This is a genomic window from Stenotrophomonas sp. YJH_SMC_33 (assembly GCF_059372295.1).
This window is the reverse complement of the sequence record NZ_JCAFVJ010000002.1, coordinates 15,546-32,992: the sequence shown is the minus strand read 5'-3', so window position 1 is coordinate 32,992 and position 17,447 is coordinate 15,546. Positions and strand designations below refer to the sequence as shown.

The following is a 17,447-nucleotide window of genomic DNA, read 5'->3' as shown; positions in this document are numbered from 1 at the left end:
AGTGCCGTCCGCTGGCCGGCAACCTCCGCGCACGCGGGAATCCCATGATGGTGCCGGCCAGCGGCCGGCACTACCGGGTCCCCGTGCCTACGTCATCGATGTCCCGGTGCAGGATGCGCCGCACTTCCAGCACTGCCTGCGGGGTCTCCTGCACGCTGTGGCCGGAAATGATGACCTTCTCCGACTGTGCACCCGGCAGGTGCGCACTCCAGTACGGCACCAGTCCGTCATCGGACTTTTCCACCGGCAGCTCCGGCTTGCGCTGGGCGATGATCGAGTGGTACTTCAGTCCCGCTTCGATCGGCAGCTGCGCTGCGGCCTTCACGAATGGATCGCTGGCCTTGAGGTTGTCGATGCTGTTGGGGATCTTCGGCTTGGCGGTGCCGTCGACCTGCTGCTCGGCCTGTGCCAGCGCCATGAACACGTCCTCGAATTTGCCGAGAATGGTCAGCGGCAGGCGTACCAGGCGACCGATCAGCCGCCCGACCCTGTTGCCGGCGATATCCGTGCCCTGGTGCGGCGCGGCGATGAAGATCGCGCGTTCCACGTTCGGCTGCGCCTTGAAATGCAGCAGTGGCCCCAGCTTGGCCTGCACCCGCTTCAGCCGCTCGCCCTTCAGGTCATAGTTGGCCAGCAGGTCATCCCACAGCACATCACCCGAGTCGCTCACCAGCAGCCGCGCCAGCACGCCGCCCATGCTGTGGCCGATATAGACCATGTCCTTCGATGCGCGCGTGCTGCCGTTGGGGTCGAAGTGCTTGAGGGTGTCATTGAACGCGTTGGCGATCTCGTAGCGGTTCAGCGCGATCGGCGCGTTGGTCGGGTAGTAGACCTGCCACACCTGGAACTGCTGGCGCAGCTCGGGGTCGCCCATGATCTCGTTGGCCAGGTTCACCCAGGCTTCCGGGCTGCTGGCCAGGCCGTGCAGCATGAAGATGATGCGGCGGTTCGGGTCCCACGGCTGCATCAGGTAGATGTGCGGTTCGCCGATGCCCTCGCTCATGCCGAACAGGGTGCGCAGTGATTGCCGGGCGAAACCGCTCTGCGCCAACCACAGGCCATAGGCGGCGGTGAAGTTGCCGGCCAGCGGCACCTGCTCGCCATGCAGGGAGATGCGCTCGGTCGCTTCGGGCGAATAAGCGTCCAGCTCGACCCGGCGCGTGCGCATCACATCGTCCAGGTTGCTGCCTTCGAAGCGCAGCAACGCGGTGACGTTGATCGAGGACATCTCGCTGAACTCAGGCACCGAATTGTCATGCCGGTGGCGACGGCCACGGCGCTCGTCACCGCCTTCATCCGCTGCCGTTTCGGCCTTCGGGCCATCCGCTGCGACTACGGGTGCGACCAGCTTCGGCGGGTCCATCACCATCACCAGCTCGGCACCGAAGCCATCACGGCGATAAGTACTGCGCAGCCCGACGAAGCTGACCGTGCCGGCTGGCACCAGCTGCGCGGGAATGCTCTTCAGGTTCAGCTGCTGGTAGTTGGAAGCCAGCGACCAGCTGCCGACCGAGATCGGCTTCGTGTAGTCCTCGCCCGCCAACGCAGCGGCGCGCGCGCGGACGAACAGCACCACCGCCGCCTTCTCGGCCGCGTAGTTGTAGTAGTCACGCACCTGCGTCTGCCGGTCTTCGAAGGCGCGATCCGATGGTGAGCGGCCGCTGTAGAACAGGTAGGCATAGGCGTAGCGCGCGGCTTCCAGCCAGGCGTCCAGCGCTGCGTCGCTCATCGGCGGATCACCGGCTGCGGTCTTCTTCGGCGTCAGCGCCAGCGCGGCCTTCACCCACAGTTCGGACAGCGCCGACAGCCGCTGCTCGACATTGAGATCGTCGGTCATCAGCAGCGTGCTGCGGCAGACCAGGAAGTCCTTCTCGCACTGCGATTCGTCCAGGCCTGCCGCGCTGAGCGTCTCGCGCGCGGCGGGGCTGAGCTTGCCGGTATTGAGCACGTCGGCACGCTTGTTGACCAGCGAATCGCTGGACTTGACCTGCTTGACGGTGACCATCGCGCAGCCACTGCTGCCCAGCAGCAGGAAGGCGGCGAACAACACCGGCAGCGCACGCTGCCAGCGGGTCAGGAGGAGTCGAGTCATTACTGCGGGTCCTGCTCGGTGCCAGGTACGCCCTGGCGGATCACGGTGGAGAAGTGTTCGCCGCTGCCCAGGTCCAACGCACGCTGGGTGATGCGGCCCTTGTCGTGCAGCTCGGCGTACGGCACACCCGGGGTCAGTGCACCGACCTCCTGTGCGTACTCGGCCAGGTAGCCGGACAGCAACAGGCGGTAGTCCAGCGGCAGGCGCGGCGCGATCTGGCGGGCCAGGTCGAAGACGATCGTGGTGCAGTTGCTGGTGAGTGTGTTGTAGAAGCCCGGCTTCGCATCCAGTTCGCGCGCCTGCGCGATGTACGCGGCGAACAGCTCCTTCAGCTGCGCACGGTCCATGCCGTGCAGGCGGTACAGGTAGACATCCTCGCCACGCGCATTGGTGCGGGTGCGGATGATGTCGGTCTCCTCCGCGGCCACCAGGGTCATCTCGAATTTGCGGAAGAAGCCGCCCAGCGCCGAGAACGATTCGCCGCGTTCCTTGCGGATCTCCAGCGAGAACACCACGTGGCGCCCATCCTCGAAGCCAAACGAGATGAGGGTGTGGGCGATCGCCGGGCCCATCCAGTACGACAGCACCAGGTCGGCCGAACGCAGCTGGTCCAGGTCGTACGCGCGGCGCACCCAGTGCGCGTCGTAGTCGGTTTCGCTGCGCCAAGTGAAATCACGCACGTTGTCGAGCACCACGTGGCGCCCGTCGAAGGACACCACATGCAGGCGCTGGGCCACGTCATCGGCCCATACGCGGTCCTGGCGCGGGGACAGCAGCAGCCACCACAGGCCGGCCAGTGCCAGCGATGCCCCGAACGCCAGGCCCAGGCGGCGCGAAGCATGGCCCCGCGCGACGCGCCACGACGCCCACAGCGCAACCAGCAGCCACAGCGCAGCGGCACCGGTGGACAGCCAGCCCGGCCCCGGCACCTGATAGGCCAGCAGCCCGGTCACCCACAACGCCGCCAGCGCCATGGCACTTCCTGTCATCCAACGTCCTGCGGCTCTCACTGGCATCCTGTCGCGGTCCCGAAGCCGCATAGTTAGCCACAAGCGGGTTCACCGTGGCATCTACGGCCCGTTCAGGCACGCCGGCGCACCGTCTGCTGCGGCCCGACGGCCAGATGGATCACACAGGAGCAACGATGGGCATCACTTCCGTGGCCGGCGTTCCGGTCCAACCCCGGCACCGCGCGACCTGCCACTGCGGCACGGTCGAGCTGCTGCTGGACCTGCCGGACGGGATCGTCGATCCCCGCCGCTGCGACTGCTCGATGTGCCGCCGCCGTGGCGCCATCGCCGCCAGCGTCCCCCGTCAGGGCCTGCAGGTGCTCCGCGGGCAGAACCACCTGCAGAAATACCAGTTCAATACCCATGTGGCCGAGCACTACTTCTGCGGGGTGTGCGGCATCTACACCCATCACCGGCGCCGCTCCAACCCCGACCAGTACGGCTACAACGTGGCCTGCCTGGAGGGCATTGATCCGTTCGCGCTGGGGGTTATTCCGGTCAGCGACGGGGTCAACCACCCGTCAGACCGCACCGGCTAGTGGCGCGTGCGCCGCGGCGGCGTGGCGATCTTCTGCCAGGGCGCCATGCCGCTGCGCCCCGCCCGCGCCGGGCGTTTCAGCCAGGGCCGGCGTGACGGTGCCTGCGGCGCGTCCTCGACCGGGGGAGGAAGCGGTCGACGGCTGGGCCAGAGATGGTCGAGCAGCCACATGGCGGGTCTCCGTGGGGGACGGGGACGATCAACACTAGGCCCGGGTGGGCATAGGCGGCGTGAGCGGGACACGACAACGGGATGACGGCGGAGGCGGCGATGAGCCTGCTACACCATGTTCCCGACCAAGGCACCTGTCCTTTTCCGCAACAACAGGCGCAACACGGCGGCACAGGCGGCGGTCAGCAGCGCCAGTACACGCAGCAGTGTCGCCAGCGCCTCACTACTGGCGTGCTGCAGCTGCATGCCGCTTATCGTCGGTAGCAGTGCCTGCGCCTGTTCCCGCGCCCCCGTGGCCAGATAGGCACCGGCACGCGCCAGCGATGCCAGCGACGCGCCCTGCAGCTGATGGCCGATCAGCAGCGCAAGCAAGGCAATGACTGCGGCCAATGCGATGCCTTCACCGGCCACCCGCACGGTTCCGAAGATGCCAGCGGCCATGCCCGCACGCTGTACCGGCACCACGCTGACCGACAGCCCATCCATCAAGCCCCACGGCAAGGCCGTTCCTGCGCCGATCAGCATCAGCAACGGCACCCACTGCGACGGCGACGGATGCGATGCGTGGCGCGACAGCAGGTACAGACCAGAGGCACAGACCAGCAGGCCCAGCGTGCATAGCCGCGCACTTCCAACGCGCTCCGCCCAGCGCGCGGCCAGCATCGGCAGCACCAGCATCGGCGCGGACAGGGCCAGCATCTGCAGTCCCACCAGCGTCGCGCTCTGGCCATGCACGCCCAGCAGTTGCAGAGGTAACACGACCAGCAGCACCACGTAGCCGAAGCAGGTCGCCACCGGCAGCAACTGGACACCAAGGAACGCCGGTTGCGAGAACAGTGAGAGGTCCAGCAACGGTGAGGGGTGCCGCCGTTCGATGAAGACGAACACCCCGCCCGACAGCAGCGTCGCCAGCAGCGCCAGCTGCACGCGCGCGGCATGCAGGCCGAACTCGCCCGACCACAGCAGCGCCAGGGTCAACGCCGCCAGCGTCAGGCTGAAACTCAGCATGCCGCCGATATCCAGTGGTCGGCGCTCGCCATGACTTTCAGGCAACGCGCGTGCCCCCAAGCCGAAGGCCACCAACGTGAGCACACCGCCCGCGGCGAACACGCTGCGCCATCCCAATGTCTGCAGCAGCAGGCCCGCGAGCAGGGGCCCCAACGCCAGCCCCATGCCGAACGTGGTGCCCAGCAGGGCGAAGACACGGGCACGCGCCGGCCCCTGCCAGGCCTGTGCCAGCAGCGCCGTGCCGGATGCCAGCGCCGCCGCCGCGGCAACGCCCTGCAACCCGCGCGCCAGATCCAGCCATAGCAGCGTGCGAGCAAGGCAGACGGCGGCGGTGGCGGTGGTGAAGCCCGCCGTGCCCAGCAGGAACAGCCGCCGACGGCCATATCGATCGGCCAAGCCGCCCGCAGCGAGCAACAGACTGCCGAAGGTGAGCATGAAGGCGTTGGTCACCCAGGCCAGCGCGGTGGGCGATGCCGCCGCGGAACGGGCCAGCGCCGGCACCGCGACTGCACCGGCAGAGAAGGACAACGGCAACGCCAGCGCGGCCAGGCAGACCGCAAGCAGCGCCCAGCGCTGCTGCGCGCGGACAGGTACAGGGAGCATCGAATCCGGGGCCATGCGGGCCTCCATCCATCAGGGGCATTGATGATGGACAGGCCGCTATTCCAGAAAAACAGGCTCGGTGGACGTTGATTGCGGCGAGATTTTCCGCAATCATCCAAGCATGGACTCCATCTCCGCCCTGCTCGCCTTCGTCCGCACCGCGGAGGCAGGCAGCATTGTCGGTGCCGCCCGCGTACTCGGCCTGTCAGCCTCGGCCGTCGGCAAGCGCATCGCCCGGCTTGAACAGGAACTCGGCACGCGCCTGTTCCAGCGCACCACCCGCCGCGTGCATCTCACCGACGAAGGCGAACTGCTGCTGCAACGCTGCCGGCGTGCGCTGGATGAGCTTTCCGAAGCGCAGGCGGACCTGGCGCAGCGACAGCACGCCCCCAGCGGACTGCTGCGCATCGGCCTGCCCACCATCGGCTACCGCTTCCTGCTGCCGGTGCTCCCCGGCTTCCAGCAACGCTATCCGCAGGTGCAGCTGGAACTGGACTTCAACGACCGCATCGTCGATGTGGTCAGCGAAGGCCTGGATGCAGTGATACGCAGTGGCGAACTGGCCGATTCCAGCCTGACCGCACGGCGGCTGGGTGGTTTTCGTTTCATCCTCTGTGCGGCGCCGGGCTATCTGCAGATGCATGGAACGCCCGGCGATGTGGGCGACCTGCGCATGCATACCGCGCTGCGCTTCCGTTACCCCACCACCGGAAAGCTGCATCCGTGGCAGCTGCCGGGCATCGAAGGCGACTCCGGGGCGCGCCTTCCCACGGCGATGACCTGCAACAACATGGAGGCCGTGCTGGCCGCTGCGATCGGATGCATGGGCCTGGCCTGGATGCCTGACTTCCTCGCAGTCGACGCGCTGGCCGATGGCCGCCTGCAACAGGTGCTGCCCACACTGCCCACGCACCAGGGGCAGTTCTCGCTGCTATGGCCCGGTGGGCGCCATCCCAGTGCACGCCTGCGGGTGTTCATCGACTACGCCGTTGCGCACCTTTTCCGCAGCACCCCGGAAAAGGGGACGGAGGGGATTAAGTCGTAATTGGCCCTGCTGTGCCTGAAACGACTTGACCCCTTCCGTCCCCTTTTTCCTGGCGGCTGAAGCGGCGCGCGCCGGCGACGCAGATCACTGCGACCAGAGTCACCAGCACCATGCTGAGGCTGACCGATTCGTGCAGCAGCAGCGCGGCCAGGGCCAGGCCGAAGAAGGGCTGCAGCAGCTGCAGCTGGCCGACAGCGGCGATGCCGCCCTGGGCCAGCCCGCGGTACCAGAAAAGGAAGCCGATCAGCATGCTGAACACTGCCACGTAGCCCAGTGCCCACCACGCCGAGGCACCGACCGCCGAGAGCGAGGCCGGGCGCATCAGCACCGTCATCGGCAGCATCACCGGCAACGCCAGCAGCAATGCCCAGCTGATCACCTGCCAGCCGCCCAGATGACGGGCGAGCCGACCACCTTCCGCGTAGCCCAGCCCGCACACCACGATCGCCGCCAGCATCAGCAGGTCGGCCTGCAAGGAGGCTTCGATGCCGTTGCGCGCGGCATAGCCGACCACGCAGGCACTGCCCAGCAACGAGAACAGCCAGAACGCCGGGCGCGGCCGATCGCCACCGCGCAGCACGCCAAACACCGCTGTACTCAACGGCAGCAGGCCGAGGAACACGATGGTGTGTGCCGACGAAGCATGGCGCAGCGCGAGCGCGGTCAGCAGCGGGAAGCCGACCACAACGCCGAGGCTGACCACCACCAGCCCCGGCAGGTCGCCGCGCCGCGGCCACGGTTGGCGCAGCATCAACAACAGGCCCAGGCCGAGCACCGCGGCGATGGTGGCGCGTGCGGCGGTGACGAACCCGGCATCCAGCTGCAGCACCGCCAGGCGGGTGGCCGGTAATGAGCCGGCGAAGATCACCACACCGATGAAGCCATTGATCCAACCACTCGCCGACCGTTCCACGCCTGTACTCCTGAAGGTGCCGGACGATGCCCGGCTGCACCTGTATGGAAGCATCCAGCGCGGAACGACCCCAGCTACAATCCAGTACAGCCGCAAGTAACTGTACTGCCCACACTTCCACTACGGTTCCACCATGCCGCGCCCGCTCACCCGCATCGAATCGGTCATCCAGACCGTCCGCACCCGCATCAGTGCACGGGTGGATGGCCCCGGCTCCCGCCTGCCTTCGGTACGTGCGCAGGCAGCGACCATGGGAGTTTCAGTCTCCACCGTGGTCGAGGCCTACGAGCGCCTGGCGGCCGAAGGCCTGATCAGTGCACGCGCAGGCTCGGGCTTCTACGTCAGTGGCCCGGCCGCACCGCTGACGCTGGCCGAAATGGAGCCGCGGCTGGATCGCGCGGTGGATCCGCTGTGGGTATCACGACAATCGCTGGAAACGCCCGCGGGCGATCTCAAGCCAGGGTGCGGCTGGATGCCCAGTGACTGGCTGTATCACGATGGCGTGCGCCGCGGCCTGCGCGGGCTGGCGCGTGCCGATGCCATGCAACTGGTGGACTACGCCGGCCCGCTCGGGCTGCCCGCGTTGCGCCAGCTGCTGCAAAGGCGCAGCGCCTCGCTTGGCATCGATGCACCGATGGAGCAGATCCTGCTGACCGAATCCGGTACGCACGCGGTCGATCTGCTCTGCCGTTTCCTGCTCAAGCCCGGCGACTGCGTGCTGGTCGATGACCCGAGCTACTTCAATTACCACGCACTGCTCAAGGCGCACCAGGTGCAGGCCATCGGCGTGCCGTACACGCACAGCGGCCCGGACCTGGAGGCGTTCGCGCAAGCCCTGCAGGCGCATTCGCCGCGGCTGTACCTCACCAATTCCGGACTGCACAACCCGACCGGCGCGGTGCTTTCAGCCAACATCGCGCACCGCCTGCTGGGCCTGGCCGAACGCAGCGAGCTGATCATCGTCGAGGACGACATCTTCGCCGACTTCGAACTGCAGCCGGCACCGCGGCTGGCCGCGCTCGATGGACTGTCACGGGTGATCCACGTCGGCAGTTTCTCCAAGACGCTGTCGGCAGCGTCGCGCTGCGGCTACATCGCTGCGCGCCACGACTGGATAGAGGCATTGACCGACCTGAAGCTGGCGACCAGCTTTGGCGGCGGCCATCTGGCCGCGCAGTTGATGCACATCGCGCTGACCGATAGCGGTTACCGCCGCCACATGCAGTCCATACGTTCGCGCCTGGCCGATGCACGCCGGCACACACTGCGGAAGCTGCAGGCGCTGGGCATCACGCCGTGGCTGCAGCCGGAAGCCGGCCTGTTCCTGTGGTGCCAGCTGCCCGACGGCCGCGACGCCGCCGCACTGGCGCGGCACTGCCTGCGCGAGGGCATCGTGCTGGCGCCGGGCAACGCGTTCAGCCAGTCGCAGCGCGCGGCCGACTATCTGCGCTTCAACGTTTCGCAGTGCCAGGACCCGAGAATCTGGCAGGTACTGGCGCGCGCGCTGCGCTGAGCCGGGAATGCGCGACCAGCGCAGCCACCACCATGCGTACGCCCCGCAACTGGCCGCGACGATGTGGCAGCGGCGCGCAACGCCTCTTGCGCGCCGCGCTACAGTGGCATGTCCCCCGCCGCAGGAATCCGCGCATGTCCACGTTCTCCGATCCGCAGGCGGTGGCCCGCTATGCCGAAGCGCCGCTGCGCCAGGTGCCCGGTTTCCTCGCGTTGCAGCAGATGACCCGCCTGCTGCTGGCCGAACACGTTCCCGCACAGGGCCGCGTGCTGGTACTCGGCGCCGGGGGCGGGCTTGAGCTGAAGGCCTTTGCCGAAGCGCAGCCGGGCTGGCAGCTGCTGGGTGTGGATCCGGCCGCGCCGATGCTGGCCCTGGCCGAGCAGACACTGGGTCCGCTGATGCCGCGCGTGCAGCTGCTGGAAGGTTACATCGACGATGCACCCGATCTGCGCTTCGATGGTGCCAGCTGCCTGCTGACCCTGCACTTCCTCGACGCCGCGCAGCGCCTGCACACGCTGCGCGAGCTGCACAGGCGCCTGCAGCCCGGCGCACCGCTGGTGGTGGCCCACCACAGCGTGCCGCAGGATCCGGCCAGCAAGCTGCGCTGGTTGCAGCGCTACGCCGCGTTCGCCGAAGCCTCGGGGGTTGCCCACGCCGATGCACAGCGCGCGATCGACGCCATTGCCGAGCGGTTGCCGCTGCTGGCCCCCGAACAGGAGGTCGCGCTGATGCAGGAGGCCGGCTTCGATGGCGTGGAGCTGTTCTATGCGGGCTTCAGCTTCAAGGGCTGGGTGGCGTACGCCGGGTGATGTCTACGGCACCACGGTGATGCCGATCCGCTGCATCAACAGCGCCACCTGCTGCACGTCCAGCGTGGCGCCGCGCAGGTTGGTGCTGCGCAGGTCCAGCTCGCCCAGATCGGAATTGGTCAGGTCGCAGTCGGTGAAGTTGGCGCTGTTCCAGTCGATTCCCTCGAACTGGCCACCGGACAGGTCCGAGCCCGCGAAGCTTGCACCACTCACGTTCGCACCGTCCCAGCGGTTCTCCCACAGTTCGCATTTCTCCAGCGTGACCCGCGAGAAATTGGCATAGCGCAGGTTCGACTTCTTGATGAAGGCGCTGCAGAACCAACTGCGCGTGGTGATCTGGTTCATGAAGCTGGCGTTGCTGAAATCCGCACCCTGCGCGCGGCACTCGCTGATCTCCAGGCCCAGCGCCTTGATGAAGTTGAAGTGGCACATGCTGATGTCGCAGCTGCGGAAGCTGGCCTCCTTCAATGTGGTGCCATTGAAGCGGCAGCCACTGCGGCTGTCGGCATCGTAGAAGCTGCAGTTGATGAACTCGGTGGCGGTCAGGTCGACACCGGAAAAATCGCACTCATGGAACTGCTGGTCGACCACTTTCTGGCCGGTGTACTGGTCCGCGCCGATGCGCAGCTTGCGGTGAACGGTGGGGGACATCAGGGATTCCATGCCAGGTGCCCCGCCATCATGCCGGGCCGCGAGGGCGATCCATAGACGTGGGCGCGGGCGGATTCACCGGCAGTCCAGCCGCCCTGCGTCCCCCAATGCCGAATGCACGTTGTTGCACGTTAATGCACGAACGTGCAGACTTGCAGCATGAGCTCCGATCCCAGCCCCCTCCCCGCCCAGCGCACCCGGCAGATCCTCGAGGAACTGCGCCAGCAGGGCCGCGTAGTCGCCGCCGAACTGGCGCGCCGCTATGCCGTGTCCGAAGATTCGATCCGCCGCGATCTGCGCGAACTGGCCGCACAGGGCATGTGCCAGCGCGTTTACGGTGGCGCCGTGCTGCCACCGCCCAAGGAACGCCCGCTGCGCGAGCGCCTGACCCGCGACCGCGGCGACAAGGCCGAGCTGGCCGCCCGCGTCTGCGCGTTGCTGCACCCCGGCCAGGTCGTACTGCTCGATGCCGGTTCAACCAACCTGGCGATCGCCCAGCAATTGCCGGCCGCCCTCGGCCTGACGGTGATCACCAATGCCCCGCAGATCGCCACCGCCGCCAGCATGCTCGAAGGTACCTCGGTGCAGCTGATCGGCGGACGCCTGGCCAGCGGTGGCGGTGCGGTCGGCGCCGAGGCATTGGCCCAGGTGCAGCGCCTGCGTGCCGACGTGTACCTGCCCGGCCCCTGCGCGGTGGACGGCGACACCGGCGTGTGGGCAATGGATGCGGAAGAAGCCACGCTGAAACGCGCGATGGTGGCCTGCAGTAGCCGTGTCATCGTCGCCGCCACGACTGAAAAGCTGGGTGCACGCGGCAACTGGCAGATTGCCAGCCTCGACGAGATCGACGACCTGGTGCTGACCACCACCGCACCGCCCGCATTGGCGGCACGCTTCCGCGCCGCCGGCATCGCGGTACACCCCACTCCCCCCTGACCGTACCGCTCATGTCCCTTGCCAACCGCGCGCGTGCCGAACAGCACGCGACCCGCGCTGCGTTCTTCATTCCCGGCTTCGCCACCGCGCTGTGGGCCACCCTGGTGCCGTTCGCCAAGGCACGCACCGGGATCAACGACGCCACGCTGGGGCTGGTGCTGCTCTGCCTCGGTGCCGGTTCGCTGCTGGCGATGCCGTTGTCCGGTGTGCTCGCCGCGCGCCTGGGTTGCCGGCGGGTGATGGTGGCCAGCAGCCTGCTGATCTGCATGACCGTGCCCGGCCTGGCCTTGGCCGGTTCGGCCTGGTCACTGGGCCTGGTGCTGTTCGTGTTCGGTGCCGCCGTGGGCGCGATGGACTGCACGATGAACGTACAGGCCGTCATCGTCGAGCGCGAAGCACGGCGCGTGATGATGTCCGGCTTCCATGCCTTCTTCAGCATCGGCGGCTTCCTCGGCGCGGCCACCATGACCGTGCTGCTGTCCGCACAGCTGCCGCCCTTGGCATCGGTGCTGATCGGCGTTGGCGCCATGCTGCTGGTGATGCTGTTGTCGGCAGCGCACTGGCACAGCGAACGCATGCCGCACGACACACCGATGCTGGCCCTGCCGCACGGCATCGTGTTGTTCATCGGCGTGCTGGCGTTCGTCGCCTTCCTCGGCGAAGGCGCGATGCTGGATTGGAGCGCGGTCTTCCTCAGTGACGTTCGTCGCGTCGATGCCAGCCTGGCCGGCGTCGGCTACGTGACCTTCACCCTGACCATGACCGTGGCGCGCCTGTTCGGCGACGCACTGGTGGCGCGCGTGGGCCGCCAGCGCGCGATCGTTCTCGGCGCTCTGCTTGCTGCCGCGGGCGTGCTGGTGCTGACCCTGGTCACGCCATGGCAGGCGTCGCTGGCGGGCTATGTGCTGGTCGGCCTTGGCTGCGCCAACATCGCGCCGGCGCTGTTCTCGCTGGCCGGCCACCAGACCCGCATGCCCGGCGCGCTAGCGATCACTGCCGTGTCCACGCTCGGCTTTGCCGGCATCCTTGCCGGACCGGCACTGATCGGCTTCGCCGCAGACCATTTCGGCCTGATCGCCGCGTTCGTCGGCGTGGCCACGGCCTTGTTGCTGGTGGCGGTGTCCACGCGCTGGCTGCGGGTGTAGCCCAGGGCATCAGCGCCGCCTGCGCCGCAGCTTCATCCGCAAGCGCCGATAGCCGATCACCGTCGCCGTGGCACACAGTGCGGTGCCAGCAGCGCTCAGCAGCAGCAGTACCGCCAGCCGGGCACCTTCCTGGCGCAGCATCGCCGGCAGGTCCCAGCTGTGCAGGAAGTAGAACAACCAGCGCCCCACCCGCTCGCGATGCCCCATCGTCAGCAGCGGATCGCCGGTCGCCAGATCGAGATAGACGCGCGTCGCCTCCGCATCGCCAAAGTCCACCACTGCCACCGGGAAGCGGCGTACCGCCGCACCATTCATGGCCTCGGGCGCACGCGGATAGAAGTAGGCGTCCGCTGCATGCTGCACCATGAAACCCTGCATCGGCGCAGCGGACAACGCGCGCACCTTCTGCTGCAGCCACGGGGCCGACAGCCACCGTGCGACCTGCAGGTGCCCACTGCCGCCGGACACGATGCGAGTATCACCCTGCCCGTCCAGCAACACCGCGAACAGCTCACCACCGATCCGTCGCCACTGGATCTCCACCGGCCGGAAGCGCCCAGCATCGGCCACAGCCATAAGCCTCGCCGGCTCAGCCAACGTGCCATCCACCGCCACCGCGCCGCCACGATAGTGCTCAACATCAATCGCTTCATGCGTGCTGCTGAAGACGCCCAATGGATTCATCGACATCAGGCCGCTGAAGATCCAGGTGAACACGAAGGCCGCTGCCACCAGACCGATCAGATGGTGCCAGCGCATCCACGGCTCGACGTACGGTGTCTTCGCACCGGAACGATAGTGCCCACGGAAACGCCAGCGCCACACACCCACCACGATGCCGCTGACCGCCGCCAGCGTGCACAGTGCGGACAGCACGATCACCACCCACGTCCACACCGGGTCCACCGACTGCATGCGCAGGAAATACAACCAGTGCAGCCAGGCGCCCACATAGTTCCAGCGCTGCTGCATATGCGGCGCGTCCAGCACGACTTCACCGGTACGCGAGGACACATACAGGTCGCCCGGTTGCTCACCGCCCACCTCGACGCGATACAGCGGCCGATGCACATCCAATGCGCGCGAATGCGTCCAGCGGTCCTCCTCCACGCGCATCGCACCCACAAAGGCCGGGCCTCCGGCGAACTGTGCAGCGGATGCTTCGGCGCGCTGTGCCGACACCGGCAGCAGCGCCTGGCCGGTCACGGCAGACCAGGCGCCCACATTGCTGCCACTTCGCACCACATACGCCGGCTCGCCGCGTAGCGTGGTCAATGCCACAGCCTCCGGCTCGGCCTGCACGGCGGCAGGCAGTACCGACAGCTCCTGCAGGTCGCGGGCCTCACCCAGCACCGGCAACGCCGCCAGCCGCTCGCCGGGCGTCAGCTTCGGGTAACCAATGAACAGCATCACCATGCCGCTGACGAACCACAGCAGCATCAGCAGGCATCCGCCGATGCCCAGCCAGCGATGCACCAGGTAGGTCCAGCGCCTGGCGGTGGATCGCAGCGTCATGGCCGGCCTCCTCAGAAGCGATGGTCGACGGTGAATTCGACGCGCCGGTCCGCACCCAGCAGCCATTGCGTGCTGGTGTAGTACGCGGTGGCGTAGTACGCCTTGTCGAACACGTTGAACAACCGCGCGGACAGCCGCGTGCGCGGTGCCGCCTGCCAGGTCAGTGCCAGGTCGGTGGTGCTGTAGCCGGGCAGCTCCAGTGTGTTGGCGTTGTCGGCGTAGCGCTTGCCGACGTAACGCACGCCACCCGCCGCACTCCAGTCCGGTGCGAACTGCCAGTTCAGCCACATACTGGCCAGGCGCTCGGCTACGTTCGGCGGCACGTTGCCATCACGCGATACCAGCACCGCCGGCGAACCCGTGGTTTCCAGGAAGTCCTCGAACTCGGCCTTCAGCACCGTCGCGTTGGCATCGAGCGACCAGTGCGGCGCGACGTTCCAGGTCAACGACGCTTCAATACCGCGCGAGGTCTGCGCCCCCACCTGCACGCGGCGATCCGGCACCAGCGGATCACGGCTGAGCAGACCGGTCTTGCGGATGCGATACGCCGCCAGCGTCCACTCGCCGCCATCGAAGGCCTGCTTCAGGCCCACCTCGATCTGCCGGCCCTTGGCCAGATCGAAGGCACCGTTGGCTGGGCTGATCATCAGCAGTCCACTGACCGGGTCCGCCGCCTGTGAGTACTGCGCGTAGAGGCTCAGCGCCGGCTGCAGCGCGAATACGGTACCTGCACGCCAGCCGGTGCTGCTGTAGGTCTTCGAGAACGCGTTCTGGCCACTGATCAGATCGGTGCGATCGATGCGCGCGCGGTCGTGGCGCAGCCCACCCAGTACCGACCAGCGTTCGCTCAACGCCAGCCGGTCCTCCACGAACAGCGCGTACTGCTCGGCGCGGTTGCGATAGCGCGGCAGGTTCGGCGCGTCGCTGGCGAACTGGCCCGGCACCGGATCGAACGGATCGACCGGGCCCGAGCTGCCGGCATAGGTGTTGTTGGTGTGCTTGAAGTGCGCGCGGTTGGCATCCAGGCCCACCGCGAAGTTGTTCTGCAGGCCACCCGCCGTTCCCTGCACGCGCAGCGTCGAGGTCAGTCCGGTCTGGTCCTGGTTGTGGGTGATCTCGGTATTGCCCGAGCGATCGATCAAGCCGGTAGCGCGGTTGTAGACATAGGCCTCGGCATTGCGCCAATCACGCTGGCTGTCGATCTGGTAGACGCGGGTTCGCCATTCCACGTTCGCGTTCGGTGTCCACAGCGCGTCGAGCTGGGTCCAGCGGTCGCGGAAGCGGATCTCGCTGTCATCGACGTTGTAGTTGCGGTGGCGCAGCGCGTCCAACTGGCGTCCCTCCACCAGCGGCGTGCCGAAGTAGCGCATCGGCTTCTGATGGCCCTGCGCGTGGGTGAAGGTCAGCTGCAGGTCGGTGCGCGGCTGCCACAGCAGCGCGCCGGAGAAGGTGGCATCGCCGTTGCGTCCCCGATCGACCCAGCCACCGCTGTAGTTGCCGCTCACATCCAGCCGGTAGGCCAGCTCGGGCGTCAGCGCGCCACCACTGCCGAAGCCCAGCCGCGCGGTGTCCTCGCTGCCCACTGTCACACTGATCTCGTTTTCGATGGCACCGCGCGAGGGCTTCTTCGGCACGATGTTGATCACCCCGCCGATCGCACCGTCGCCGTGGATGACCGAGGCCGGCCCGCGCAGTACTTCGATGCGCTCGATCGACCAGGTATCGAACGGGAAGGTGATGCCCACGCCGCCGTACTGGCGCAGCCCGTCGTACAGCCGCATCACCGAGGCACCATCGGTGAAGCCGCGGGCGGACAGCGCGCTCAGGCCGTTGCCCGGGTGCGGCATGGCACTGATCGCACCCGCCCGGCTGATCGCATCGTTGAGGTTGCTGTCGCCGCGCTGCTCCAGTTGTTCGCGCGAAATCACAGTCAGGCTGGCCGGCGTCTGCAGCACGCTCAGGCCCAACACAGAGCCGGCGCTGGCGGTGGACGACAGCTCGCCGCTACGGGCATCGACCACCCGCACGGTCTCCAGCGTGGTCGGGGGTGCCGCGTCGGCGGCAAGCAGGGGCGCAGCATGCAGGAGCAACGCGCACAGGACAGGCAGCGTCGCCCGGCGCAGGCGCGCGGAGTTGGGGTTCGTTTTCATTTTTTCACGGCATGCAAGGCCACCCCGCGATGGCAGGGCAGCAATCAGAAAGGGACAAACACGCGCGTGCGGGTACCGGCCGTGGCCGGCAACCTCATGGAAAAACGATCAATGCAACGCGCGTGCGGCTCAGACGGCCATCAAGGCCGGCGGCCCACGCGCTCCCAATGTGCCGCTGATCCGTTGCGGCAACGTCTGCACCGCACCGCGCAGTGCGCGGCACACCGGTGCCATCGGCGCCAACAGCAGCACTGCCGCCACCAACAGGGTGATCAGCCGTGCAGCGATCAGGCAGTAATCGCAGTCCACGCCCATCTCATGATCGGCATGCGGATCGGCGGGCGGCTTCTTTGCGGTCTCGCCGTGCGGCATCGCCATCGCGTGATGGTCGCGGTGCCCTTCCATCGCGTGCTGCGCATGCTCTGCGTGTATTGCGTGGTCCATGGCTACCACCGGCGCAGCGGCAGCCACGTGACCATGCGCCAGCCAGCGGCTCACCAGCGGGGCAAGCAGCACCAGCAGCATGGCAAGCCAAGCCAGGGCCTGGAACCGGCGGTGGAGGACAGAATGACGCACCCGGCCATTCTACGGGCCTGTGCCCAACCTTGGACCCCGTTCAGGGTTTGCCCCCTGCGACACGGTGACGCAGGAGCTCGCCTCGCGCGGCGACATGTGAATGCACCACACCGCGGTCCCTGCGCTTGCGGGCTCTGCCTCGCCAACGTTAGGGTTCAATTGGCCACGGCAAGGAGCCAGAGGAATCTGCATGACCACCCGCATCACACACCGGCAGCGCATCAGCCTGCTCGGCCTGACCGCGCTGCTTGCTGCCTGCGCCGACAAGGGGCCGCCCCCACCGCCAGAGCCGCTGGAACTCTCACATCCCATCGCCGTGGACGCGCCCGGCCATCAGGTGCAGTTCGAGTTCGAAACCACGGCGCGCAATTTTGCCAGCTACCGCACTTATGCGGTGGAACTGGATCTGCAGCACGTCTCCCCATCGCCAGATGCTGCTTCTCCGCGCGACCTGCACATTCCTTTACGCGTTGGACTTCAGCAATGGTCCGGCGGCACTTGGCAGCCGCTGGCAAGCCCCGACGCGTATCAGATCGCACAGTCGCAATCTGGCCAGCCACTGCCAGACTGGCACCGCGGTAAGGGTCTGAACTACGCCCAGATCCAACGGGGCAGCGATGGCGCATACCGATTGCATGTCGCGTTGCTGCCGTTGCAGGCGCATGGCCGGTATCGGGTCCAGGTCAGCACGGTTGAAGACATCGCACCACTTCGTGGCGCAAGCGCCAGGATGCTGATTCACGAATCGCGTCCGCTCGCCAAGTAGCGCAGC

At 67.5% G+C, this 17,447-nt stretch carries 15 protein-coding genes; 7 read left to right on the top strand and 8 right to left on the bottom strand.

Features of this window, described 5'->3' with window-relative positions; translation table 11 throughout:
* Positions 1-70 precede the first annotated feature (70 nt).
* Both AC5P9W_RS03945 and AC5P9W_RS03940 read right to left on the bottom strand, forming a co-directional pair.
* Positions 71-2,092: an esterase/lipase family protein gene (locus AC5P9W_RS03945; protein ID WP_021202605.1), complete on the bottom strand. Its 2,022-nt coding sequence runs from the start codon at positions 2,090-2,092 to the stop codon at positions 71-73.
* Positions 2,092-3,066, bottom strand: coding sequence for an Lnb N-terminal periplasmic domain-containing protein (locus tag AC5P9W_RS03940; RefSeq protein WP_197574903.1), 975 nt, complete (start codon positions 3,064-3,066; stop codon positions 2,092-2,094). The genes AC5P9W_RS03945 and AC5P9W_RS03940 overlap by 1 nt, the downstream gene beginning before the upstream one ends.
* A gap of 170 nt (positions 3,067-3,236) precedes the next feature.
* Between AC5P9W_RS03940 and AC5P9W_RS03935 the strand changes: the two genes are divergently transcribed.
* Positions 3,237-3,641 (top strand): GFA family protein, encoded by a 405-nt coding sequence (locus tag AC5P9W_RS03935; RefSeq protein WP_058979411.1) that lies wholly within the window; start codon positions 3,237-3,239, stop codon positions 3,639-3,641.
* 278 nt (positions 3,642-3,919) lie between these two features.
* Here AC5P9W_RS03935 and AC5P9W_RS03930 read toward each other — a convergent pair whose 3' ends face one another.
* Positions 3,920-5,437 (bottom strand): MFS transporter, encoded by a 1,518-nt coding sequence (locus tag AC5P9W_RS03930; protein ID WP_197574804.1) that lies wholly within the window; start codon positions 5,435-5,437, stop codon positions 3,920-3,922.
* Positions 5,438-5,543: 106 nt separating this feature from the next.
* Between AC5P9W_RS03930 and AC5P9W_RS03925 the strand changes: the two genes are divergently transcribed.
* Positions 5,544-6,467, top strand: coding sequence for a LysR family transcriptional regulator (locus AC5P9W_RS03925; RefSeq protein ID WP_495218873.1), 924 nt, complete (start codon positions 5,544-5,546; stop codon positions 6,465-6,467).
* On the opposite strand, the gene AC5P9W_RS03920 is transcribed toward AC5P9W_RS03925, so the two are convergent.
* Positions 6,457-7,380, bottom strand: coding sequence for a DMT family transporter (locus tag AC5P9W_RS03920; RefSeq protein WP_495218872.1), 924 nt, complete (start codon positions 7,378-7,380; stop codon positions 6,457-6,459). The two genes, AC5P9W_RS03925 and AC5P9W_RS03920, sit on opposite strands and share 11 nt — an antisense overlap.
* Before the next feature lie 133 nt (positions 7,381-7,513).
* On the opposite strand from AC5P9W_RS03920, the gene AC5P9W_RS03915 reads away from it, so the two are divergent.
* The gene (locus AC5P9W_RS03915) at positions 7,514-8,893 is read left to right on the top strand and encodes an aminotransferase-like domain-containing protein (RefSeq protein WP_021202610.1); all 1,380 of its coding nucleotides are present in this window, start codon (positions 7,514-7,516) and stop codon (positions 8,891-8,893) included.
* A gap of 134 nt (positions 8,894-9,027) precedes the next feature.
* Positions 9,028-9,702, top strand: coding sequence for a class I SAM-dependent methyltransferase (locus tag AC5P9W_RS03910; protein ID WP_111103382.1), 675 nt, complete (start codon positions 9,028-9,030; stop codon positions 9,700-9,702).
* A gap of 3 nt (positions 9,703-9,705) precedes the next feature.
* Here AC5P9W_RS03910 and smqnr read toward each other — a convergent pair whose 3' ends face one another.
* Positions 9,706-10,353, bottom strand: a complete 648-nt coding sequence (gene smqnr, locus AC5P9W_RS03905; protein WP_111098575.1) for a SmQnr family pentapeptide repeat protein — start codon at positions 10,351-10,353, stop codon at positions 9,706-9,708.
* Between the two features lie 159 nt (positions 10,354-10,512).
* On the opposite strand from smqnr, the gene AC5P9W_RS03900 reads away from it, so the two are divergent.
* Together AC5P9W_RS03900 and AC5P9W_RS03895 are read left to right on the top strand one after the other, a co-directional pair.
* Entirely contained in the window at positions 10,513-11,289 is a 777-nt protein-coding gene (locus AC5P9W_RS03900; RefSeq protein ID WP_021202613.1) for a DeoR/GlpR family DNA-binding transcription regulator, read from the top strand.
* 11 nt (positions 11,290-11,300) lie between these two features.
* Positions 11,301-12,434: an MFS transporter gene (locus AC5P9W_RS03895; RefSeq protein ID WP_495218871.1), complete on the top strand. Its 1,134-nt coding sequence runs from the start codon at positions 11,301-11,303 to the stop codon at positions 12,432-12,434.
* Between the two features lie 9 nt (positions 12,435-12,443).
* Here AC5P9W_RS03895 and AC5P9W_RS03890 read toward each other — a convergent pair whose 3' ends face one another.
* The 3 genes from AC5P9W_RS03890 to AC5P9W_RS03880 form a co-directional block, all read right to left on the bottom strand.
* On the bottom strand, positions 12,444-13,949 hold the full coding sequence (locus tag AC5P9W_RS03890; protein WP_495218870.1) for a PepSY domain-containing protein: 1,506 nt from the start codon (positions 13,947-13,949) through the stop codon (positions 12,444-12,446).
* A gap of 11 nt (positions 13,950-13,960) precedes the next feature.
* Positions 13,961-16,099 (bottom strand): TonB-dependent receptor, encoded by a 2,139-nt coding sequence (locus tag AC5P9W_RS03885; protein ID WP_180832387.1) that lies wholly within the window; start codon positions 16,097-16,099, stop codon positions 13,961-13,963.
* 129 nt (positions 16,100-16,228) lie between these two features.
* Positions 16,229-16,624, bottom strand: a complete 396-nt coding sequence (locus AC5P9W_RS03880; RefSeq protein ID WP_111098577.1) for a DUF2946 family protein — start codon at positions 16,622-16,624, stop codon at positions 16,229-16,231.
* 241 nt (positions 16,625-16,865) lie between these two features.
* Here AC5P9W_RS03880 and AC5P9W_RS03875 point away from each other — a divergent pair, with 241 nt between their 5' ends.
* Positions 16,866-17,441 carry a hypothetical protein gene (locus tag AC5P9W_RS03875; RefSeq protein WP_495218868.1) on the top strand — a complete coding sequence of 192 codons (576 nt, stop codon included), beginning with the start codon at positions 16,866-16,868 and terminating at the stop codon, positions 17,439-17,441.
* Positions 17,442-17,447: the final 6 nt, after the last annotated feature.